17 protein-coding genes are annotated in these 16,932 nt (G+C 39.2%); 5 read left to right on the top strand and 12 right to left on the bottom strand.

All coding sequences use genetic code 11. From position 1 onward, the window contains the following. The first annotated feature begins 2 nt into the window (after positions 1-2). Positions 3-353: a hypothetical protein gene (locus tag AC00Y6_RS04310; RefSeq protein WP_474489388.1), complete on the top strand. Its 351-nt coding sequence runs from the start codon at positions 3-5 to the stop codon at positions 351-353. Between the two features lie 3 nt (positions 354-356). Next, positions 357-833, top strand: coding sequence for a ribonuclease HI (rnhA, locus tag AC00Y6_RS04315; RefSeq protein ID WP_474489389.1), 477 nt, complete (start codon positions 357-359; stop codon positions 831-833). On the opposite strand, the gene AC00Y6_RS04320 is transcribed toward rnhA, so the two are convergent. The 3 genes from AC00Y6_RS04320 to AC00Y6_RS04330 form a co-directional block, all read right to left on the bottom strand. Then, complete coding sequence (locus AC00Y6_RS04320; protein ID WP_474489390.1) at positions 830-2,362, bottom strand: YifB family Mg chelatase-like AAA ATPase; 1,533 nt, start codon at positions 2,360-2,362, stop codon at positions 830-832. The genes rnhA and AC00Y6_RS04320 overlap by 4 nt on opposite strands. 87 nt (positions 2,363-2,449) lie before the next feature. After that, positions 2,450-3,529: a mannose-1-phosphate guanylyltransferase gene (locus tag AC00Y6_RS04325; protein WP_474489391.1), complete on the bottom strand. Its 1,080-nt coding sequence runs from the start codon at positions 3,527-3,529 to the stop codon at positions 2,450-2,452. Then, positions 3,519-4,121: a SprT-like domain-containing protein gene (locus tag AC00Y6_RS04330; RefSeq protein WP_474489392.1), complete on the bottom strand. Its 603-nt coding sequence runs from the start codon at positions 4,119-4,121 to the stop codon at positions 3,519-3,521. Before AC00Y6_RS04330 ends, AC00Y6_RS04325 begins: the two co-directional genes overlap by 11 nt. Before the next feature lie 104 nt (positions 4,122-4,225). Here AC00Y6_RS04330 and AC00Y6_RS04335 point away from each other — a divergent pair, with 104 nt between their 5' ends. Both AC00Y6_RS04335 and AC00Y6_RS04340 read left to right on the top strand, forming a co-directional pair. Further along, positions 4,226-5,929 (top strand): tetratricopeptide repeat-containing sensor histidine kinase, encoded by a 1,704-nt coding sequence (locus tag AC00Y6_RS04335; RefSeq protein WP_474489393.1) that lies wholly within the window; start codon positions 4,226-4,228, stop codon positions 5,927-5,929. Between the two features lie 8 nt (positions 5,930-5,937). Beyond that, positions 5,938-6,603, top strand: coding sequence for a response regulator (locus AC00Y6_RS04340; RefSeq protein WP_474489394.1), 666 nt, complete (start codon positions 5,938-5,940; stop codon positions 6,601-6,603). Between the two features lie 139 nt (positions 6,604-6,742). Here AC00Y6_RS04340 and AC00Y6_RS04345 read toward each other — a convergent pair whose 3' ends face one another. The 7 genes from AC00Y6_RS04345 to AC00Y6_RS04375 form a co-directional block, all read right to left on the bottom strand. Continuing rightward, positions 6,743-7,192, bottom strand: a complete 450-nt coding sequence (locus tag AC00Y6_RS04345; protein WP_474489395.1) for a GNAT family N-acetyltransferase — start codon at positions 7,190-7,192, stop codon at positions 6,743-6,745. Continuing rightward, positions 7,185-7,808: a ribosome biogenesis GTP-binding protein YihA/YsxC gene (yihA, locus tag AC00Y6_RS04350; protein WP_474489536.1), complete on the bottom strand. Its 624-nt coding sequence runs from the start codon at positions 7,806-7,808 to the stop codon at positions 7,185-7,187. Before yihA ends, AC00Y6_RS04345 begins: the two co-directional genes overlap by 8 nt. 88 nt (positions 7,809-7,896) lie before the next feature. Then, positions 7,897-8,658 carry an alpha/beta fold hydrolase gene (locus AC00Y6_RS04355; RefSeq protein ID WP_474489396.1) on the bottom strand — a complete coding sequence of 254 codons (762 nt, stop codon included), beginning with the start codon at positions 8,656-8,658 and terminating at the stop codon, positions 7,897-7,899. A gap of 78 nt (positions 8,659-8,736) precedes the next feature. Beyond that, on the bottom strand, positions 8,737-9,129 hold the full coding sequence (locus AC00Y6_RS04360; protein WP_474489397.1) for a hypothetical protein: 393 nt from the start codon (positions 9,127-9,129) through the stop codon (positions 8,737-8,739). A 77-nt stretch (positions 9,130-9,206) separates the two neighbouring features. Further along, a complete protein-coding gene (locus tag AC00Y6_RS04365; protein WP_474489398.1) occupies positions 9,207-10,607 on the bottom strand; it encodes a nucleoside recognition domain-containing protein in 1,401 nt (466 codons plus the stop codon). Positions 10,608-10,700: 93 nt separating this feature from the next. Next, positions 10,701-11,714, bottom strand: a complete 1,014-nt coding sequence (locus tag AC00Y6_RS04370) for a quinone-dependent dihydroorotate dehydrogenase (RefSeq protein WP_474489399.1) — start codon at positions 11,712-11,714, stop codon at positions 10,701-10,703. 63 nt (positions 11,715-11,777) lie between these two features. Next, positions 11,778-12,473, bottom strand: coding sequence for a VIT1/CCC1 transporter family protein (locus AC00Y6_RS04375; RefSeq protein WP_474489400.1), 696 nt, complete (start codon positions 12,471-12,473; stop codon positions 11,778-11,780). A gap of 188 nt (positions 12,474-12,661) precedes the next feature. Here AC00Y6_RS04375 and AC00Y6_RS04380 point away from each other — a divergent pair, with 188 nt between their 5' ends. Continuing rightward, complete coding sequence (locus AC00Y6_RS04380) at positions 12,662-14,203, top strand: glycine--tRNA ligase (RefSeq protein ID WP_474489401.1); 1,542 nt, start codon at positions 12,662-12,664, stop codon at positions 14,201-14,203. Positions 14,204-14,258: 55 nt separating this feature from the next. On the opposite strand, the gene AC00Y6_RS04385 is transcribed toward AC00Y6_RS04380, so the two are convergent. Then, a complete protein-coding gene (locus AC00Y6_RS04385) occupies positions 14,259-14,690 on the bottom strand; it encodes a hypothetical protein (protein WP_474489402.1) in 432 nt (143 codons plus the stop codon). A 100-nt stretch (positions 14,691-14,790) separates the two neighbouring features. Then, positions 14,791-16,911: a prolyl oligopeptidase family serine peptidase gene (locus AC00Y6_RS04390; protein WP_474489403.1), complete on the bottom strand. Its 2,121-nt coding sequence runs from the start codon at positions 16,909-16,911 to the stop codon at positions 14,791-14,793. Positions 16,912-16,932 lie beyond the last annotated feature (21 nt).

The following is a 16,932-nucleotide window of genomic DNA, read 5'->3' on the forward strand; positions in this document are numbered from 1 at the left end:
ATATGAGAACGACCAAAACAGCTGATTTTTTTATTGAAAAGGCAGATAACTATATCGCAGATATTAATTATTATTTACAAAATGATAGTTTAATTGATTTCCTAGACCGACGTTTATTAGAAGCTGACAAAAAAAATGAATTTAATAATTGCTTGTCTGAAATAAAAGAATTGAAGTTAAAAATTAGATTATTTTTTTCTGAATTTGAAAATGGAAATTTATTTACAAACAATTTAATGAATGATCCAAAAGATGCTCAAGGACTATTATCTATTAGTGAAAAAGATATTTTAAAATCTTACAAAAGAACTTTAGAGTTATTTATTGAACATTTGAAAGAATTCATATTATAAAAATTGAAAATCGAAATCTTTACAGATGGAGCCTGCAGTGGAAATCCCGGGAAGGGCGGATACGGGATCCTAATGCGCGTTCCGGGGAAAAACTATCAGAAAACCTACGCCAAGGGTTTCCGAAAAACCACCAATAACCGTATGGAACTGATGGCTGTGATTGTAGCGCTTAATCAGCTAAAAAGTAATGATAATGAGGTGCATATCTATACGGACAGTAAATATGTCTCCGATGCCATCAATCAAAAATGGATTTTTGGTTGGATAAAACGGGGCTGGAAAAATGTGAAAAACCCCGATCTGTGGCAGGTTTTTTATAAATTATACCAAGTTCACCAGCCTCAATTCCACTGGATAAAAGGCCATGCCGGCCATCCTGAAAACGAGTTGTGCGATCAGCTGGCTGTAGCGGCCGCAAAATCAGAAAACTTGGGGATTGACACTTTTTTTGAAAACCAGAATGATGGCGGGATGTTTTAAGCATTCCAGAAATCGCGGTCTAGGCTTCGGTATTGTATCGCTTCAGAAATATGCTCGCCCTGGATATTTTCAGAAGACTCTAGATCGGCAATGGTTCTTGCCACTTTCAGGATTCTGTCATAAGCCCTTGCAGAGAGATTGAGTTTTAGCATCGCTGCTTTGATGAGCAGTTGTGAGTACTCATCCAGAACACAATATTTTTCAATTTCCTTTGGTCCCATCTGGGCGTTGTAATTAATTTCCAGATCTTTGTATCGCTCAGTCTGTATATTTCTTGCATTAATCACCCTTTCCCTGATGCTGGCACTGCTTTCACCTTTGCGTTTTTCTGCCAACTGCTCATATTCTACCTTAGAAACTTCTATATGAATGTCGATTCTGTCCAATAGTGGGCCGGATAATTTGTTCATATACCGCTGCATTTCCAATGCTGAGGAGGTATTATTGGGATCGTCCGGGAAATAGCCACTTGGGCTGGGATTCATGCTTGCTACCAGCATAAAACTCGCCGGATATTCTATTGTGAATTTTGCTCTTGAGATGGTAACCACGCGATCTTCCAGCGGCTGGCGCATCACTTCCAAAACGGCTCTTTTAAACTCGGGCATCTCGTCGAGAAACAAAACACCATTATGTGCTAGAGAAATCTCACCAGGCTGCGGATAGCTGCCTCCGCCAACTAAGGCAACATCTGAAATGGTATGGTGGGGCGAACGAAAAGGACGGATGGTCATCAATGATGTCTCTGCGCCCATTTTTCCGGCAACGGAATGTATTTTTGTAGTTTCCAGAGCTTCTTTAAGGCTAAGTGGCGGTAGAATGCTGGGCAGCCGTTTTGCAATCATGGTCTTGCCACTGCCTGGAGATCCTATCAGTATAATATTATGTCCGCCGGCAGCCGCTACTTCCATGGCACGTTTTGCGGCTTCCTGCCCTTTGACTTCATCAAAATCAAAAGGGAAATGGTCTATTTTATCCTGAAATTCTTTTCTGGTATCAATCTCAAATTTGTCTAGTTCGGCATCTTTATTAAAGAAGTCAATCACTTGGCGTATATTTTGTACCCCGTAAACATCCAGGTTATTTACGATGGCCGCCTCTCTTGCATTTTGCCTTGGCAGAATGATGCCTTTGTATCCCATTTCGCGCGCTTTGATGGCAATCGGTAAAACACCTTTAATAGGTTGCAAACCGCCGTCTAGGGATAGTTCGCCCATGATTATGTAATCGCCCAGATGTTCGGATTTTATCAAGTCAGATGCTGCCAGAATGCCCAGAGCGATGCTCATATCATAGGCAGAACCTTCCTTCCGCAAATCGGCGGGAGCCATATTGATTGTAATCTTTTTACCCGGAATCTTGAACCCGGAATTTTTGAGGGCTGCTGAAATCCTATAACTGCTTTCTTTGATTGCATTATCCGGAAGACCCACCAAATGGTAGCCCACGCCCTGATCTACATTGACTTCAATAGTGATGATTTGAGCAGATACCCCATGGATGGCTGCTCCCGATACTTTTACCAACATAAGTCACTCGTTATTAGTTCTATAAAAATAAAAAAACTCTTTGATAAATACCAAAGAGTTAATATAATTTTGAAATTATTGAACTAATTACATAAATTTTTGACCATGTTTAAGATTCTTCAAATCCAATACATAGTCTTTGATTAACTGGTCATTGTCTCTTGGACAAATTAATAATGCCTTTTCTGTATCAACAACAATATAGTTTTTGAGACCATCAATTACGGCTGCTTTTTGTTGGTTCTTGATGCGGATTACATTGCCTTTGGCATTATAAGTAAGAATATTCTTGGAATTGATGGCATTGTTTTCATCATTTTTTTCGGCATTGGTATAGACCGATGTCCAAGTACCAAGATCGCTCCATCCAAGGTTGGCCGGGATCACATATACATTCTCTGCTTTTTCCAGGATACCATTGTCTATGGATATTTTACTTACAGTGGGATAGATAAGGTTGATGCATTCTTTCTCAGCATCGCAGTTATAATCGCAGCTGTTAAACTGATTGGTCATCTCCGGAAGGTATTTTTTAAATGCCGAAAGAATACTTTTGGCACTCCATATAAAAATTCCGGCGTTCCAAAGAAAATCTCCAGATTCTATAAAACTTTTAGCGATTTCAAGATTGGGTTTTTCTGTAAAGGTTTTAACCTTAGAAAAAGCCTCGTGTTTTTCGGGTATAAACTGGATATAACCATAACCGGTATCAGGCCTTGTTGGGGTAATGCCCAATGTGATCAGATAGTCATTGTTAGAGGTAAGATTAAATGCCAATTCTACCTTTTCCAGAAAAGTTTTTTCTTTTAGGATCAGATGATCCGCAGGCATCACGATGATATTGGCTTTAGGGTTTTTGTCTGCAATTTTTTTCGCCATGTAGAGGTTGCAGGCGGAGGTATTTTTCATAGCAGGCTCGCCAACAATGTTATCTTGAGGAATCTCAGGTAGCTGCTGATGTGTTAAATCGGCATACTCTTGATTGGTAATTACATAGATGTTCTCCTGAGGGATTAATTGATTAATCCGGTCAAAGGTCTGCTGAATCATCGTTCTTCCCGTACCTAAAATATCATGGAATTGCTTAGGGAATTTTTGGGTGCTCATGGGCCAAAACCGGCTTCCGATGCCACCAGCCATTATGACGCAATAATTATTACTGTTCATTAGTTTCTTTTTTCTCGACTTTAGCCAACGGGCGAAAGAGGTATTTTTTTGAATTGATCAAATTTAGGCAAAGATATAATTTTTTCTTCTTTTCGATCATTCTGTACAGGTCACCTTTATAATAGAACTCATCATTTGATGACAATTGTTCTACAAAAATTGATGATTCATCAGGATCGTCAATATGAAAATACCTTACTAACTCCGGACTTGCCATAAAGTTAGCTTTTGGATTTTTGGCAAACCGAAAGATGATAGGTTGCAAATCAGTAGTATAAATACCAATGCTTTCCAGCAACATCTCGCGGAATATAGATTTCCATTCCTGACCATGTGCGGCTATTCGACCACCAAATTTTTCAAAAGCAATCAGGTGAGCCAATTCGTGCGTGAGGACAAAGAAGAAAAGCTGACGCTCCAGAGTAGAATTGATACTGATTTCGTGTGACTTATCAGGCATTTTCCTATAATCGCCCAATTTGCTGTTCCGCTCTTTGGTAATCCTGATATGAATCTTGTGATCAGCAAACCATTTCGAGAGAAAAGGCTGAGTGTTAACCGGCAAATATTGTTCTAAGATGTTAATGGACATCAATTATTTTAAAGGCTCAAAAATAAGAATTATTGAATATTATCATTCATTAAAGCATGGATTAATATTAATTATTTTCTTAAATTTCGGATAAATTGTGAACCTTGCAAAAGTTATGGTGCTGCTTTATATTACTGCTTTCCTTGTCCTGCAAGGAGAAAAAACCGCAGCATAAAAATGCTTTGGAAGAGCACTCCAATTCGTTCTATAAAAAAGCTTTTCTATTTCTGGACAATAATGAGCAGGACAGTGCTTTTCTCTATCTTAATAAGGCTAAAGATGTTTTTCTGAGACACAATGACAATTTCGGTGTAGGGAAAAGCCTGATGAATATGGCACTTATCCAGGAAAATTATGGCGATAACTACGGCAGTATCGAAACCAGCCTTTTGGCAACCAAATACCTGAATGAGAAAGACCTCACGCAATATTCCATCATTTTTTGTAATTACAACAACCTGGGCATTACCTCCAACAATCTCAAAAATTATAATGATGCCAAAAGGTTTTACAACAAGGCACAGCATTTTATAGCGGATCCGATTGATAAAATGATGCTTCAAAATAATATTGCTATACTCTATCATCAGCAGAAAAAATATCAGGATGCGATAGCCATTTATAAAGAACTAATTGACAGTGTAGGCGTACGCAGCAAATATTATCCACGGCTTTTGCTTAATTACTCAAGGTCCAGATGGTGTTTGGATTCATCCTATAATCCTATTAATAATTATCTTTTAGCTGAAAAACTGAGCAAAAAGTATGATGACGATTGGACAAAAGATGCTGCTTACTCCTACCTTTCAACTTATTATTTGAAAAAAAATAAAGATTCTGCAAAGCTGTACGCGGAAAAGATGCTTGCGCTTTCTAAGAATCTTAATTATCCCGAAGACCAGCTGGAAGCACTTCAAAACCTGGTTAAATTATCAAATACTGAAAAATCTAAAAGCTATTTTGATAATTACATAAGGATCAATGACAGTCTTACTTCGGCAAAAAACCGCGCAAGAAATCAGTTTGCGCTTATCCGTTTTGAAAGTGAAAAAACCAAGGCGGATAATCTGAAACTTCAGAAAGAAAAAGACCTTAATGCCTATCAAGTAACGTTACAAAGAATCATTATCTGGATCATTGTGGTTACAACAGCCATCATTTGCATCATTGCATTTATCCTGATTAAAAAGCGGCGGCAAAAAATATTGATAGAAGCCCGCGAAAAGTTGCAAAAACAGCGGCTAGATTTTTCCAAAAAAGTACATGATGTAGTCGCCAACGGCATCTATGAAGTAATGGTAAGCCTGGAAACCCACACCGATATGCCTAAAGAAAAACTGCTGGACAAGTTGGAGCTGATGTACGAAAAATCAAGGGATTTGTCTTATAATCAGCAGGATAATGAACCTTTTAACGAAAAGATCACGGGTTTAATTCATACTTTTGATACTGCCGAAACACAAATTATAATCATTGGTAACGATTTTGATTTCTGGGAAGGTTTTTGTAACGAAGTTAAAGACAGTCTGTTACAGGTCATCCGTGAACTGCTGGTAAATATGAAGAAACATAGCCATGCAAAACAGGTCATTCTTAAGTTTTCCAAATCAGGTAAAGCTTATGAAATCAGTTACCGGGACAATGGCGTTGGGCTACCACAAGATTTTGAGGGAAACAATGGATTTACGAATATGAAATCCCGGTTGCAAAGTTTTGGGGCAGTAATGATTTTTCCCTCGGTAGAGCAGGGGACGCTCATTAATATAGAGTGGAATACAAATCTAGACAGAGCAATAATTAATAATTAATCATCATTATGTTTAGCAAAGTTTTGGTTGCGGAAGACCATGAGAGTAGTAATTTTTCTGTGTACAAAGTGCTAGAAGAGTGTGGAATCTATGGTGCAGATCAGGTTTATTATTGTGATGAAGCATTGAGTTGGATGAAAAAGTCTTTAGCTACAAATAATCCTTACCAGCTTTTGATTACCGATCTTTCTTTTGAGGATGATGAGCATCACCAAATCATCACTGATGGTCGCGAACTTATCCGTTGCTGTAAAGAAGTTTTGCCGGATCTTAAAATCATTGTTTTTTCCGGGGAGAGCAGGGCGGGTGTTATTGATATGCTTTTCAAAGAATTTGGTATTAATGCTTATGTCAAAAAGGCGAGGCTGGATTCTAAAGAATTGAAAAAGGCTATAAATGCTGTTTTTGGAGGAGAGGATTATCTATCGCAGAACCTCAAATTGCCAGTGAAAGGTGTCAACACTTTGGAATTCAGCAATTATGATGTCATGATTTTGCAACATTTATCGCAAGGAATCTTGCAGAAAAATATTCCTGAAGTTTTTCAAAAACTTGGTATTTGTCCCAATAGTTTGAGCAGTATAGAGAAGAGAATCAATAACTTAAAAGAATTGCTGGATGTCAAAAGCAATGAGCAGTTAATTGCACGATGCAAAGATTTAGGAATAATTTAAATTATTTTTCCATTTTACGGTTTCCCGTAAGGAAATGTGGTTTTTGCTTTATAATTTTGCAATCAGATTAATAACCGTAAAGACCAAGTTAAGAATAAATTCATTCGTAGAATGGCCCGAAGATCATCTTCGGGCTATTTTATTTTCTTACCATTTCTGTATGAGGGAGATTATCTTCCAGGTATTTTTTACCGGTGTCGCAAAATCCAAACTCGGAATAGAACCGGATAAGATAATCCTGTGCAGAAATCCTAATTTCAGTGGTTTTAAGGCGGTTTTCTATAATCTGAATAGCGTAAGAAATCATCTGCCTGCCCATTCCTGTGCCTCTGGCTTTTTGAGTAGTGAGAACCCGCCCAATACTGGTTTCAGGGTATTTAATTCCTTTGTCAAAAATTCGGCAATAAGCCCAAACCTCACCTTCTTTTTCTGCCCAGAGATGGATAGCCTTTTGGTCATAATCATCAAGGTCAGGATAAGGACAATTTTGTTCTACTACAAAAACATCCACCCGGGCCTTGATAATCTCATACAGCTCTGCCGTAGTTAATTCATTGAAAGTTTTGACTTTCCAGATCGTATCAGTCATCAAAACGGACTTTGTTTTTAGTCAAAAAATCATTGGTCTTTTGGATAAAATCCAAGATGAGGTCGCCTCCTTCCTTTTTCTCTGCCGAAGTGATGTAAAGATCCGGTAATTCCTCCCAACTCTGTAACAATTCATTTTTATAGGCAGCCACATTTTTCTCCGCAGCGCCAGGCTTAAGTTTATCAGCTTTAGTAAATACGATGGAAAACGGAACGCCGCTCTCGCCACACCATTGCATGAATTCGAGATCAATTTTCTGAGGTGTATGGCGGATATCTACCAGCACAAACAGGTTGACAAGGTTTTTTCTATTGAGGATATAGTTGGTGATCAATTTCTCAAAATCCTTTCTGATGCTTTTTGAAACCTTGGCATAGCCGTAACCTGGCAAATCTGTAAGATACCAGTTTTCATTAACGATGAAGTGATTGATAAGTTGGGTTTTACCTGGTGTTTGAGACGTTTTCGCAAGGTCTTTGTGGTTCATCATGGCATTGATGAGAGAGGATTTTCCCACATTGGACCGACCAATGAAAGCATATTCCGGCAAAGTTGGTTCCGGGCAATCCTGCCATTTTTGACTGCTTTTTACAAATTCCGCTGTTTTAATCTGCATATCTTTAGAATTAAGAATCAAATTAATTTTCATCAAAAATCCGATTTCATAATGGTTTTATAATTTTTATTATGGATTAACAGAGATTTTACATGACCTTTTGGAGCCATTTGTACAAAATCTCATTAAAATCATCCGGCTTTTCCATCATGGCTGCATGGCCACATTTGTCGATCCAGTGCAACTCGGAGTTGGGGATGTATTTGTGCATATCTTCTGCAACTTCTGGAGGTGTCACATTATCCTGTTTTCCCCAGATGATGCATGTTGGGCAAGTAATTTTTGGCAAATCTGCCAACATGTTGTGCTTGATGGCACTCCTTGCAAGCATCACGGTTTTGATACCTTTCATACGGTCATTCACCACACCAAAAACTTCGTCCACAAGTTCGTCTGTAGCTACATCAGGGTTATAAAAAACGTCTTGCGTTTTTCTCTTGATATATTCTTTGTCGCTTTTTCTTGGGAAACTGTCCCCAAAAGTTCTTTCATACAAGCCAGAACTTCCTGTCAAAACAAGATTTCTAACCAGTTCTGGTCTAGTTGTGGTAAGGATCAGTCCTATATGTCCGCCCATCGAGTTACCCACAATAGTTACCGGTTTCCCAATAACATCGTTGATAAACTTAGCAACGAATTTTGAAATGGATGCTAAATTAGTATTGAGAATAGGAAGGTCGTAGATTGGTAATTGCGGGACAAAAACCTGAAAACCTTTGTCCGAAAAAAAGTCAATCATTTTATCGAAGTTACTCAAACCACCCATTAATCCGTGCAAAAGCACCATTGGGTGACCTTCACCTGCTTCCACGTAGGTGTACTTCTTATTTTTCTTAGTTTTAAAAATCATAGTGCTTTATCGATAGCCCGCCAAAAATACGAATAAAACATTAATTTTTGTGCCAAGCTGTGTGAATCTGTATTTAAATTATTCAGTGACAGATTTCAGTTCTGCAATCCTGTTGATAATTGGCAGGGCAAAGATGCCGCTGGTCCGCAGGTATTGTTCGTAGAAGAATTTTGCTTTTTTGGCAAAATCAAGATTATTCTCGGTCCGATAGTGGAACATAAAGACATTACCGAGCATCTCGTAATAATCTGCATGGTCTTTTGGTTCTCTCTGTTTCACCATATCATCAATTTCTTCTACAGACTTTTTTGACAATTCTGCAAAATCAATTTTGAAGATATCTTTCATCAACGAGTCAAAATCCAGCTCTTTTTGCATAAGGCTTTCCTCAGGTTTTCCCAGGAGTAGTTTTTCCAAAGCCTGTGACAATTGCCTTATTAATCTTAATGTAAAATCTTTATCTTGAATCATTAGTAATTGTGTTAATATTCCAAACGTGCTGTACCACTTTGTGGAATTCTATTTTTTGTGAACACTTTAGCAAAATCTTATCCAAAGAACAAATAGGCCAAAATGATGGACGTAATGACACCCACCAGGTCTGCCAAAAGCATACAGCCCACGGTGTAACGCGTGTTTTTAATACCGACGGCGCCAAAATAAACGGCAATAACGTAAAAGGTAGTGTCTGAACTGCCCTGTAAAATAGCCGATAATTTCCCTGCAAAACTGTCTGCACCAAAGGTTTTCATCGTGTCCACCATCATTCCACGTGCTCCTGAACCTGATAGTGGTTTTATTAATGCGGTTGGTAATCCATCAACAAATCTAGTATCTAAATGCGATGCGCTGGCAACCCATTTCATGCCGTCTATAATCACATCAAAAACGCCGCTTGTTCTTAGTAATGATATTGCAATCAGCATCCCCACAAGATACGGGATAATCTTGACACAGACATTGAAGCCTTCTTTGGCGCCATCTATAAAAGCGTCAAAAATGTTGATTTTTTTATAAATAGCTCCGGCTACAATCGCAAAAAATATCAGTAGGATAATGCCGTTGCTCATCACTTTACTGAAATTATCCAATTCGTCTTTGCTCAGCTGAACCAGGTAAATGACCAATAATGCAATAATGGCAGATATTCCACCCACATAAGCCAGCACTACCGGCTGAAAAAGGTTGATCTTTTGCCGAACCGAAACAATTGTCATGGCAGCCAGGGTTGCACAAAATGTCGCAATCATGCAGGGTAAAAAGATGTCTGTGGGCGTTGCAGATCCCATAGATGACCGGATAGCGATGATAGAAACCGGAATCAAAGTCAGTCCGCTGGCATGCAGGCAGAGGAACATGATTTGTGCATTGCTGGCTTTATCTTTATTAGGATTCAGTGTTTGGAGGCTTTCCATCGCTTTTAGTCCGAACGGTGTTGCCGCATTATCAAGGCCTAGCAGATTGGCGCTGAAATTCAGCATCATATGTCCGAAAGAAGGGTGGTTTTTTGGGATTTCCGGAAAGAGTTTTGAGAAAAAAGGCTGAATCATCCGGCTTAGGAAATTGATGCCGCCGGCTTTTTCTGCAATGCTCATGAAGCCCATAAAAAGAGCCATGATGCCAATCAGCTTTAGGCAAATATTTACAGCTGTTTCACTGGTGCCAATCACGCCATCGGTCTCTTGAACTCTATAGGTATACACATTTTGCAAAGAATCCATTTTGTAATGGATGTGATTATCTTCCAATTCGGGATTCTTGGTCAATGACTGTTGTAAATCCGGCGAAATCTGCGCTAATGGCTGAGTCCCAATCTGAACAGTGTCGCCACCTTTACCGACCACCATGTCGTTAAAAATCTGACCATAATTATCAGAACTTAAATATTTTACAGATGCAACAACGATTGCAATAATTATAAAGGCGGACCAAATCCTGCTTAAAACCATTCTGACAATTAATTTTCAGTAAATGTATGAAAAAAGCAAAAAAATGATGTCGTTTTTAAAGGGAAGATAACGGACAAAGACAGAAATCGATTACTATTTTGATTCCCTTTCAAGAATGGCTTTGTTGATTTGATGAATCAGTTCCGGGCCTTCGTAGATAAAACCGGTGTAAAGCTGAACCAGGCTTGCGCCAGCATCCAGTTTATCCAAAGCATCCTGAGCGGAATGGATTCCACCCACTCCAATAATTGGAAAGGCTTTTCCACTTTTTTCTGATAAAAAACGGATAACTTCTGTAGAACGCTTTGTTAGAGGTTTTCCCGAAAGACCTCCGGTTTCAGTTCTTTTTTCTGAGACCAGACTGTCTCTTGACAAAGTTGTGTTCGTAGCAATAACGCCAGCAATTTTGGTTTCTTTAACAATGTCGATAATGTCGAGAAGCTGATCATTGGATAAGTCGGGCGCAATTTTAAGGAGGATTGGTTTGCTTTTAGGCTTTTGCAGGTTGAGTTGCTGTAGTTCTCCTAAAAGTTTCGTTAAAGGTTCTTTTTCCTGCAAGGCCCTCAAATTAGGAGTATTGGGCGAACTGACATTGACTACGAAATAATCGACGTAAGGAAATAATTTCTCGAAACAGATGATGTAATCGTTAATAGCTTCATCATTAGGTGTGATTTTGTTTTTCCCGATATTCCCACCAATCAGCACATTTTTATTGCTTTTAAGCCTTTCCACTGCCGCATCTACGCCACCGTTATTGAACCCCATTCTGTTGATAATTGCAGAATCTTCCTTTAAACGAAATAATCTTTTTTTATCATTTCCCGGTTGTGCTTTCGGTGTCAAAGTTCCAATTTCTATAAACCCGAAACCAAGCTGGGATAATTCATTGAATAATTTTGCATCCTTATCAAAACCAGCCGCTAATCCCACAGGGTTTTTAAACTTCAGTCCAAAAACTTCACGCTCAAGACGCGTGTCTTCAATGGGTTTTGGTAAAAATAATTTGGCAAGAAATCCAAAATTCTTCAGGACAGAAAATGTAAAATGATGAACTTCTTCGGGATCAAATTTGAAAAGTAGCGGGCGGATGAAGCTTTTGTACATTGGAGAAAAGTTTAGCAAAAATAGCGATATTTAATGGATAATAATGTGATTTGCCAATCTCTTTTAATGCACGTTAACACCAAATAGATGCCCGATCAATGCAGAAACAAACATGGCTACAGTTCCCCAAAAGCAAATTCTTAGCATTCCTTTCCCAATATTGGATCCACCTGTTTTTGCAGCAATGGCACCCAAAAACATCAGAAAAATAATAGAAAAACCATATTGCATGTAAACCATATCTGTAACAGGAGCAAAGATAGCGACCAAAAGTGGCAGTGCTGCGCCAGACAGAAAAGAAAAAAATGAGGCAACTGCCGCCTGCAACGGTTTTGCCACGGTAATCTCACTAATGCCTAACTCATCTTTGGCGTGAGCATCCAACGCATCATGGTCAGACAGTTCTTTAGCGACCAACAGAGCCGTTTCTTTGGAAACGCCTCGCTTCTCATATATTTTTGCCAACTCCAGCAACTCCTGTTCGGGCATCTCTTCCAGTTCTTTTTTTTCTCTTTGGATATCGGCACTTTCTGTATCTGCTTGTGAACTAACGGAGACATATTCCCCAGCAGCCATAGACATTGCACCGGCAATTGTACCGGCAAGCGCAGCCAAAAAAATAGAATGGCGCGTGGGATCTGCTGCGGCAACGCCAATCACGATGCTGGTGGTAGACAAAAGGCCATCATTAGCTCCCAGTACGGCAGCCCTCAGCCAGCCAACGCGATTAACGTAATGTTTTTCTAGTGGGTGTTTCATAGTGGAAACAAAGATAAGATATTGTTATTTTTTTGGATTCTTAATAAGGTTTTTGGTATTGGTTTATTCTGGAAGTGATTGGGTTGAATAGTTTTTAATACAACATTCCATTTGAACATAATGGGTTATCAATCCTTATTGAAAATCAATGTAAAATTTCCTACTTTTGCACATCAATTCAACACAATATGGCAAAGCAAGAAGATGTTTTCAAAAAAGTGGTTTCCCACGCAAAAGAGTATGGTTTTATTTTTCCAAGTTCTGAGATCTATGACGGTCTTTCGGCAATCTATGATTACGGGCAAAATGGTGCCGAACTGAAAAATAACATCAAGCAATACTGGTGGAAAGCCATGGTGCAGCTGAACGAAAATATCGTAGGGATAGATTCTGCGATCTTTATGCACCCAACTATTTGGAAAGCTTCTGGACACGTGGATGCGTTCAACGACCCGTTGATTGACAACAAAGATTCTAAAAAACGTTTCCGTGCTGATGTTTTGGTGGAAGATTACTGCGCCAAAATAGAAGACAAGGAAAATAAGGAAATAGAAAAAGCAGCCAAGCGTTTTGGTGATGCTTTTGACAAAGCCCAGTTTGAAGCCACCAACCCAAAAATCCTGGAATACCGGGAAAAAAGAGCGGCCATTATTTCAAGACTGGCAAAATCTCTTGAAAAAGAAGACCTTGCAGACGTTAAAGCCTTAATTGAAGAATTGGAAATTGCAGATCCTGAAACCGGTTCTAAAAACTGGACGGAAGTGAGACAATTCAACCTGATGTTCGGGACCAAATTGGGGGCTTCCGCAGATTCTGCGACAGATCTTTACCTAAGACCGGAGACAGCTCAAGGTATTTTTGTGAATTATCTTAATGTTCAGAAAACATCAAGGCATAAATTGCCTTTCGGGATTGCTCAGATTGGTAAAGCCTTTAGAAATGAGATTGTTGCGAGACAATTTATCTTCAGAATGAGGGAGTTTGAACAGATGGAAATGCAATATTTCGTTCCACCGGGAACCGAATTGGAATTCTATGAAAACTGGAAAAAAACACGTCTCAATTGGCATCTGGCACTTGGTTTGGGACAAGAGAATTATCGTTTTCATGATCATGATAAGTTGGCACATTATGCCAACGCTGCTGCGGACATCGAGTTTAATTTTCCATTTGGTTTCAAAGAATTGGAAGGAATCCACAGTAGAACGGACTTTGACCTTTCTGCTCACGAGAAATTCTCAGGTAGAAAAATCCAGTATTTTGACCCAGAGAGAAACGAAAATTATACGCCTTACGTGGTAGAAACGTCGGTTGGGCTAGACAGGTTATTCCTTGCGATTTTCTCACATTGCCTGAAAGATGAGGTTTTGGAAGACGGTTCCGAAAGAACTGTTCTCAATTTGCCACCCGCCTTGGCGCCAGTAAAAGCAGCCATTTTACCATTGGTTAAAAAAGATGGCTTGCCAGAATTTGCGGATAAGATTTTCAATGATCTGAAGTATGATTTCAATATTATTTTCGAAGAAAAAGACAGTATTGGTAAACGTTACAGAAGACAGGATGCTATTGGAACGCCTTTCTGTATCACTGTAGATCACGATTCTTTGAATGATAATACAGTTACCATCAGATACAGGGACACCATGCAGCAGGAACGGGTTCCGGTCGCTGAGCTGAGAAGGATCATTGATGAGAAGGTGAATTTTAAGACTTTGCTTTCTAAAATTTAAAATAAAGTCTACTTTATATAAACAAATCCCGATTTTTATAATCGGGATTTTTATTTTAATCTTTTATCTTAACTAAATGAATTACATTGTTACCCTGAGAAATCAATAAAGAATCGGCGGTGGCTTCCGCAGAAATACTGTTTCTTTCATACAATTCGCCTTTGGCTGTTGTCTTTAGAAAATCCAACACAAATTTGTGATTATTAGCTTCTATAGTGATAAGTTTTGACTTCCCGTCATTGGTGAAAGTAGCTTTGGCGCGGCTTCCGTCAATGGCTTTGTAAGGATAGGATACGCTGCTGGTTTTTTTACCGTCCACCTCTTTTTCAGACATTGTGGTGGTGGCACTGTCTATTTTACCATTGTTATCAACCACTTCGGTTTCTGTGGAAAATGTTTGGTTGACCATTTTGCTTTCTTCATTTTTTTTGCATGAGAAACTAATCACAGAAAGAAGAACAGAAGCGGAGAAAATATATTTTTTCATAATTTTATTTTAACTAATTGGGAAACTTTATATCAAATTGTTGTCCAAATTAAAAATCCTGAAAACTATTTTTCAGGATTTTATATTGGGAGTGAAGTATTTATTTTTTCAAAGATTTGATTCCCATTTCATAAAGTGCAAAGCTCAGGAGATCGGCATTTTCGCCAATGACTTGTTCTGTAGAACGTCCTGCGCCGTGCCCTGCGTTTTTCTCGATTCTCAACAGAATTGGATTGTTGCAAGCCTGTTTTTCCTGCAACTCAGCCCCGAATTTGAAAGAATGCGCCGGCACTACACGGTCGTCATGATCACTGGTGATAATCATGGTAGATGGGTAACAGGTTCCGGCTTTTACATTGTGGACAGGAGAATAAGATTTGAGGTATTCAAACATCTCTTTGTTGTCTTCCGCCGTTCCGTAATCATAAGACCAGCCCGCTCCGGCCGTAAACTTGTTATACCTCAGCATATCCAAAACGCCAACACCGGGGAAAGCTACTTTTGCCAAATCTGGGCGCATTGTCATCGTTGCGCCAACCAAAAGACCGCCGTTGGAACGGCCGGAAAGTGCCATATAATCTTTGGACGTGTAACCTTTTGCCTGCAAGTATTCTCCGGCAGCAATGAAGTCATCAAAGACATTTTTCTTTTGCTGTTTGGTTCCCGCGTCATGCCATTTTTTACCATACTCGCCACCACCACGGATGTTTGGGACTGCATAGATGCCGCCATTTTCCATCCAGATGGCATTCACAACAGAGAAAGAAGGCTGAAGGCTGATGTTGAAACCGCCGTAAGAATAAAGGATCGTTGGGTTTTTCCCATCCAGCTTGGTGCCTTTTTTATAGTTAATCATCATCGGGATTTTGGTTCCATCTTTTGAGGTATAAAAAACCTGCTCGGAAACATAATCATCCGGATTAAATTTGACATTCGGTTTCTGATAAACTTCGGATTTTCCCGAGTCTACATTATATTTGTAAATAGTTCCCGGGGTAATATAATTGGTGAATGAATAATAGATATCCTTTTCTTCTTTTTTACCACCAAATCCGGATACGGTGCCTTTTCCGGGCAATGCAATTTCACGGATTACTTTTCCTGTTTTGTCAAATTGCTTGACCAGGCTGATGGCATCCTTCATATACTTACCGAAAAAGTAGCCGCCGGCTTCGGAAATGCTGAGAACATTGTCCGTTTCCGGGATGACATTTTTCCAGTTTTCCGGGCTCGGGTTTTTGAAGCTGGTTTTTACCAAACGCATATTAGGAGCGTCTTTATCGGTAAAGATAAATAAGTCGTCACCTTCTGTGTCTACCACATCGGCATTGATGTCAAAACCTTTATTAATCTGGACAAAATCGCCACCATTTTTGAGGTCTTTAACGTAGAGTTCATTCCCGTTGGTAGCATTGGCAGCAGAGATAATCAGGAATCGCTGATCTTCGGAAACGCCTGCGGACAGGTATCTCCTTGGTGTTTTTTCACCTCCGAAAATCAATTGGTCTTCGGTCTGTTTTGTCCCCAGTTTGTGAAAATAAACTTTGTGCTTATCGGTCATTCCGGAAAGTACCGTTCCTTCTTTCGGTTTATCATAGCTGGAGTAGTAGAAGCCTTCATCGCCTCTCCAGGAAATACCACTGAATTTTACATCAACCAGCGTTTCATCAATTTTTTTCTTAGAAATAGCATCAATAATAATGATTTTGTTCCAGTCGCTTCCGCCTTCTGAGATGGAGTAAGCCGCAAGAGTCCCTTTTTTATTAAATGACAGGTTGGAAAGTGATGTTGTACCTTTGTCAGAAAAGGTGTTTGGATCTAGGAAAACCTCGATATTTCTGGTTTTGTTATTGGTTCTGTAAAGCACAGATTGCGCCTGCAAACCATTGTTTTTATAATAGTAGGTATAATTACCTTCTTTAAAGGGCGCTCCTATTTTCTCGTAATTCCAGATATCTCTCAACTGATTTTTGATCGATTCCCGAAACGGAATTTTTGAGAGGTAGTTTTGGCTGTACGCAACTTCTTCGTCCACCCATTTTTTAGTGGCTTGGGAGTCGTTCTCCAAATCGCGGAAAGGGTCTTCCACGGATGTCCCGAAATAGGTGTCGGTCTGGTTTCCTTTTTTGACTTTAGGATAATTGGTTTTTGTCATGGTTTGGGCATTGGAGCTCATATAGAAAACAACGGCCGCAGCAGTAAAAATTGAAGTTAGTTTCATACTAATATTGATTCTACCCAA

This window comes from Epilithonimonas sp. (assembly GCF_056329745.1).

Coding starts and splice junctions, on each gene's coding strand:
- AC00Y6_RS04310 (WP_474489388.1), top strand. CDS start 3: ATGAGAACGACCAAAACAGCTGATTTTTTTATTGAAAAGGCAGATAAC.
- AC00Y6_RS04320 (WP_474489390.1), bottom strand. CDS start 2,362: ATGTTGGTAAAAGTATCGGGAGCAGCCATCCATGGGGTATCTGCTCAA.
- AC00Y6_RS04325 (WP_474489391.1), bottom strand. CDS start 3,529: ATGAACAGTAATAATTATTGCGTCATAATGGCTGGTGGCATCGGAAGC.
- AC00Y6_RS04330 (WP_474489392.1), bottom strand. CDS start 4,121: ATGTCCATTAACATCTTAGAACAATATTTGCCGGTTAACACTCAGCCT.
- AC00Y6_RS04340 (WP_474489394.1), top strand. CDS start 5,938: ATGTTTAGCAAAGTTTTGGTTGCGGAAGACCATGAGAGTAGTAATTTT.
- AC00Y6_RS04345 (WP_474489395.1), bottom strand. CDS start 7,192: ATGACTGATACGATCTGGAAAGTCAAAACTTTCAATGAATTAACTACG.
- yihA (WP_474489536.1), bottom strand. CDS start 7,808: ATGCAGATTAAAACAGCGGAATTTGTAAAAAGCAGTCAAAAATGGCAG.
- AC00Y6_RS04355 (WP_474489396.1), bottom strand. CDS start 8,658: ATGATTTTTAAAACTAAGAAAAATAAGAAGTACACCTACGTGGAAGCA.
- AC00Y6_RS04360 (WP_474489397.1), bottom strand. CDS start 9,129: ATGATTCAAGATAAAGATTTTACATTAAGATTAATAAGGCAATTGTCA.
- AC00Y6_RS04365 (WP_474489398.1), bottom strand. CDS start 10,607: ATGGTTTTAAGCAGGATTTGGTCCGCCTTTATAATTATTGCAATCGTT.
- AC00Y6_RS04370 (WP_474489399.1), bottom strand. CDS start 11,714: ATGTACAAAAGCTTCATCCGCCCGCTACTTTTCAAATTTGATCCCGAA.
- AC00Y6_RS04375 (WP_474489400.1), bottom strand. CDS start 12,473: ATGAAACACCCACTAGAAAAACATTACGTTAATCGCGTTGGCTGGCTG.
- AC00Y6_RS04380 (WP_474489401.1), top strand. CDS start 12,662: ATGGCAAAGCAAGAAGATGTTTTCAAAAAAGTGGTTTCCCACGCAAAA.
- AC00Y6_RS04385 (WP_474489402.1), bottom strand. CDS start 14,690: ATGAAAAAATATATTTTCTCCGCTTCTGTTCTTCTTTCTGTGATTAGT.
- AC00Y6_RS04390 (WP_474489403.1), bottom strand. CDS start 16,911: ATGAAACTAACTTCAATTTTTACTGCTGCGGCCGTTGTTTTCTATATG.